Origin of the sequence: Methylobacterium sp. WL116, assembly GCF_008039455.1 — a bacterium.
Taxonomy (GTDB): domain Bacteria; phylum Pseudomonadota; class Alphaproteobacteria; order Rhizobiales; family Beijerinckiaceae; genus Methylobacterium.
On sequence record NZ_VRUV01000360.1, the window covers coordinates 1 to 4,769 of the forward strand.

Annotated in this window: 4 protein-coding genes and 1 pseudogene; all 5 read right to left on the minus strand. The window is 69.6% G+C overall.

The genetic code is table 11. From position 1 onward, the window contains the following. Positions 1 to 351: pseudogene (locus FV223_RS20360) on the minus strand (ABC transporter permease); the annotation flags it as partial. Between the two features lie 137 nt (positions 352 to 488). Continuing rightward, complete coding sequence (locus FV223_RS20365; protein WP_147728709.1) at positions 489 to 1,589, minus strand: BMP family ABC transporter substrate-binding protein; 1,101 nt, start codon at positions 1,587 to 1,589, stop codon at positions 489 to 491. A gap of 192 nt (positions 1,590 to 1,781) precedes the next feature. Beyond that, complete coding sequence (locus tag FV223_RS20370; RefSeq protein ID WP_147728710.1) at positions 1,782 to 2,045, minus strand: hypothetical protein; 264 nt, start codon at positions 2,043 to 2,045, stop codon at positions 1,782 to 1,784. A 303-nt stretch (positions 2,046 to 2,348) separates the two neighbouring features. Continuing rightward, complete coding sequence (pucL, locus tag FV223_RS20375) at positions 2,349 to 3,188, minus strand: factor-independent urate hydroxylase (RefSeq protein ID WP_147728711.1); 840 nt, start codon at positions 3,186 to 3,188, stop codon at positions 2,349 to 2,351. A gap of 79 nt (positions 3,189 to 3,267) precedes the next feature. Then, positions 3,268 to 4,668: a nucleobase:cation symporter-2 family protein gene (locus tag FV223_RS20380; RefSeq protein ID WP_147728712.1), complete on the minus strand. Its 1,401-nt coding sequence runs from the start codon at positions 4,666 to 4,668 to the stop codon at positions 3,268 to 3,270. Positions 4,669 to 4,769 lie beyond the last annotated feature (101 nt).

The following is a 4,769-nucleotide window of genomic DNA, read 5'->3' on the forward strand; positions in this document are numbered from 1 at the left end:
GGCGCTGAGGCCGCCCAGCACGATCGCCCCCTCCCCGCCGATCACCACGAGGCCGAGGCGGGCGGGCAACGCGACGCAGAGCGCGGCGAACAGCAGGGGCGCGGCGCGCTGCAGGCTGTTGCCGAGCGCGAAGGACGAGCCGAAGCCGCCGCGGTAGACGATGTCGACGAACTGGAGCGGCAACTTGCCCAAAGCCGCCAGGAACAGCCCGAACAGGACGAAGCCCGCGAGCGCCGCGCCGACCGGGATCAGGAACGCCTCCGAGCGCCGCGCCAGCCAGGCCCGGGCCTGAAGGCCGCGCGCCGGCGGATCCGCCGTCTCGACCGGTGCCACAGCGGCGTCCGCGACCATCCCGCACCTCCGAACCGGTTCCACCATCCTGCGACGCGTGCGGCAGGAAGCGTGCCAGCCCCGCAACCGGGCCGGTGCAAGCCTTCGCCGTCCCTTCCCTCCCCCTCTGCGGGGGAGGGAGAGCGTCGAACCGTGCCTCAGACCGAGCCCTTCACGCCCGCGACCAGGTAGTTCGTGCTTTCCAGCTCGGCCGCCTTCTCGGGGTAGCCCTTTCCGGCGGCGAGGATCTCCTTGCCCGCATTGTCCTTGAGCGGTCCCTTGATGATCTGGTAGCCGCCCTTCATCATCTCGGCCTTGACCGCGTCCGCGTTCTTGCGCGCCGCGTCGCTGACGCCCGGGCCGTAGGGGCTCATCTTGACGTAGCCGTCGGCGAGGCCGCCGCGGACGAAGTTCTCCGGCACCTTGCCGGCCTGCATCGCCTCGACGAAGCCCTTGTAGATCGGCAGCCAGTTCCACTCCGCCCCGGTGAGGTACTTCTGCGGCGCCAGCGGCGACTGGTCGACGTGGTAGCCGCAGACGAAGGCGCCCCGGCGGGCGGCGGTCTCCACAGTCACCTTCGGGCTGTCGACGTGGCAGGTGACGACGTCGGCGCCACCGTCGATCAGCGCGTTCGTGGCCTCGGCCTCCTTGACCGCGAGCGACCATTCGCCGGTGAAGATCACCTGGCAGGTGATCGACGGGTCGACGCTCTGCGCGCCGAGCAGGAAGGCGTTGATGTTGTTGAGGACCTGCGGGATCGGCTTGGCGGCGACGAAGCCGAGCTTCTTCGACTTGGTGGCGTGCCCGGCGGCGATGCCGTTGAGGTACTGCCCCTGCGCGATGTAGCCGAAATAGGAGCCGGCGTTCTTCGGGTCCTTGTCGGTCCACAGGCCGCCGCAGTGCCGGAACTGGATCTTGGGGTTCTTCTTGGCCTCGGCGACCATGTAGGGGCTGTAGTGGCCGAACGAGGTCGGGAGCAGCAGCGTCGCCCCGTCGAGGTTGATCATGCTCTCCATGGTCTTCTCGACCGCGTTGGTCTCGGGGACGCGCTCCTCCTCCGTGACCTCCAGGCCGGGCATGCCCTTCAAAGCCTTGGCGGCGAGGGCGTGGGCCTGGTTGTAGCCGTAATCGTCCTTCGGCCCGACATAGATGAAGCCGGCGGTGAGCGTGCCGGCGGCGCGCGCCCGCGAGAGGGGCGTCAGCGCGAGCGCGGCGGCGCCCCCGAGGAGGTGCCTGCGCGAAAGCGAATGATCTGCCAAGGCCGTCTGCTCCGTCCCGAATGCGGGGCGAAGTCTAGGCTTGGCCGCAACACCGGCGAAGCCGAGATTTTCGGCATCGTCGGCGTCGTCGCGGCTCAGCGCGACGCCTGATCGACTTGGATCAGGCGCCTAAAATCGGTCCTGCCACTGCGAATCTTTTCGGCAAAGCTCGTGGCGGCGTTCGGACCGACCTCAGCGGCTGCGATAGGCCCGCGCGTCGCGGCCGTCGCGCAGGGAACCGGTGACGAGGCCGTCGTCGACCCCGTAGACGCTCCGCGCGTCGCCACGCGGGGTGCGGCCCGCGGCGTCGAGGGCGTTCGGGATGGCGGCGCGGCCTTCGAGGCCGCCGGGCGCGAGCGCGGGCGGGATGCCGGCGGGCGCGTTGTAGCTCTGGGCGAAGGCGGTGGTGGACAGGGCGAGCCCGAGGGAGGCGGCGAGGATCAGACGTGCGGTCATGGGAGGCATCCGAGGTTCGATCGGTCGGCGACCCCGTGGTCGCCGACGCTCTCGGATCTAGATTTTCACCAGACCTGCCTTTGGAAAGGGCCGTGAATGCTGAAGTTTTAGCCTGATTTCCAGGGAATACCCGCCGCGGGCGGATCGAACGGGCCGGCTCGGCCGAACTCTAAGATTAAAAGACGCATTGAATCAAATACTTAACAGAGAAATCGGTCGCCGCTGCCCTGTTATTCGGCATCTGGCACGCTTCTTTCGCGGAGCGTGCGGTTCGGCACCCGGCTCGTCGCTGCGGGTGCCGGGCTAGCCCCGGCCGATGGTCGCCACGATCTGCCCGTGCGGCTCGTCGGTCGGCAGGAACACGGTGTTGGCGTTCGCAAGCCCGAACGGCGCCAGGTTGATCGGGATGTAGTGCTTGTTCGGCATGGCGAACCCGATCTCGCCGACCTCGGGAATCGCGGCCAGCACCGTCTCGCCCATCCGGTACATGCTGTCCTGCACGCCAAGGCTGTAGGTGGTGCCGAACACGGTGAGCAGGTGGGTGAGGATGTCGGCGTTGGCGGCGGCGTAATCGGCCGGCGGCCGCGTCCAAGTCCAGGTCGCGTCCATGGCGGTGGCGGCGATGCGGTCGGTGGTGTCGGGCAGGGTGCGGTAGCCGTCGTCGACGAAGTCGGACCAGCCCGATTGCGTGGTCTTCATGAAGGTGAAGTTGCGCAGGCCCGATTGCAGCACGCGCGCGCCCCGGCTCGCGACGAGCCGGACGAAGCCGGTGCCGTTGGCGTCCAGCGTGAAGGTGTGGCCGTGCGGCTCGCCCGCGACGGCGTAGCGGAGCCAGCGCGTCTCCAGCCCCTCGATCGTGACCTCCTCGATCTGGGGATAGGTGTCGAGGAACACCGCCGCGACCGCCTCGACGAAGGCTTCCTTGTCGAGGGACAGGTTCTTGGCCGCGGTGACGTTGACGATGTTCTTGACGCTGTCGGTGGCGACGCAGGCGCGGTTGTCGCCCGCGGTCCAGGCGGCGTCGAAGGCGCCCTTCATCAGCACGGTGAGGGTGAGCTCGCGCGGGGTGTGGTGGTCGCCCTCGCGGGTCAACCGCATGACCCGGACGCGGCCCTTGCCGTAGGTCGAGGCGATGAGCGGCATGGAGGTCTCCGGTTCGGCTGGAGGTTCGTCGGAGCGTCTTCGCCGGATCGCGCGGACGGGCGCGATCCGGCGACGGGCGTCAGTGCTCGGAGGCCGCGGCTTGGCGCAGGGCCGCGTCGCGGGCGTCGGCCGTGCTGCCGAGGCCGTTGAAGAACAGGTTGAGGACCACCGCGGCGATCGCGCAGAGCAGGATGCCGGATTCGAGCAGCGGATGCAGCGCGTGCGGCATCTGCTTGAAGAAGTTCGGCGCGACGAGCGGGATCATCCCGAAGCCGACCGAGACCGCGACGATGAACAGGTTGTTGCGGTTGCGGGCGAAGTCGACCGCGCCGAGGATGCGCGCTCCGGTGGCGCCGACCATGCCGAACATCACGAGGCCGGCGCCGCCGAGCACGCATTGCGGCACCGCCTCGACCAGGGCGGCGAGCTTCGGGATCAACCCGAGCCCGAGCATGATCACGCCGCCGACCACGGCGACGTAGCGGGTGCGCACGCCGGTGACGCCGACGAGGCCGATGTTCTGCGAGAACGAGGTGTAGGGAAACGTGTTGAACACGCCGCCGATGATCGTGCCGAGCCCGTCGCCGCGCAGGCCCTTGGTCAGGCGCCTCTCGTCGACCGGGTCGGCGCAGATCTCGGCGAGCGCCAGGAACATGCCGGTCGACTCGATCATCACCACGATCATCACGATGCACAGCGTCACCACCGAGACCGGATCGAAGGTCGGCAGCCCGAAGGCGAAGGGGCGCACCACGTCGAACCACCCGGCGGTAGCAACGTGCGAAAGGTCGACCAGCCCGAAGAAGCCGGCCACCAGCGTGCCGACGACGATCCCGATCAGCACCGAGGCGGAGGCGACGAAGCCGGTGCCGTAGCGGGTGATCGCCAGGATCACGCAGAGCACGAAGGCGGCGATCCCGAGGAAGACCGGCGCGCCGTAGCTCGGGTTGCCGACCCCGCCGGCCGCCCAGTTCACGCCGACGCGCATCAGCGAGATGCCGATGACGAGAATGATCGTGCCGGTGACCACCGGCGGGAATAGCGGCAGCAGCCGCCCGACGAGCGGCGCCACCAGGAACGCGACCAGCCCGGCAGCGATCACCGCGCCGTAGATGCCGGTGAGCCCGATCTCCGGGCTCGCGCCCATGGCGATCATCGGCGTGACGGCGGCGAAGGTCACGCCCATCATCACCGGCATGCGGATGCCGATGCCGGGCAGGCCCCAGCTCTGCACCAGGGTGGCGAGGCCGCCGGCGAACAGGTCGGCGCTCACCAGCATCGCCACCTGCTCCGGCGCCAGCTTCAGGGCGCGCCCGACGATCAGCGGCACCGCGACGGCGCCGGCATACATCACCAGCACGTGCTGGAGGCCGAGGAGCCCGAGCGCGAGGGCGCCGACCCGGGCGACCGGCGCGGTGGCGGGCCCGAGCGGCACCGGACCGCTCTCGGGCAGGACATCCGGGTGGGCCGTGTTCGACATCGGCGAACGCTCCAGCAGGCCGCCGGATCGGTCCGGCTGCCGAGGACAGATCCTCGCGCAAGGCATGTGCCAGCGCAGGCCCCGCAGGGGCGGGCGATCGC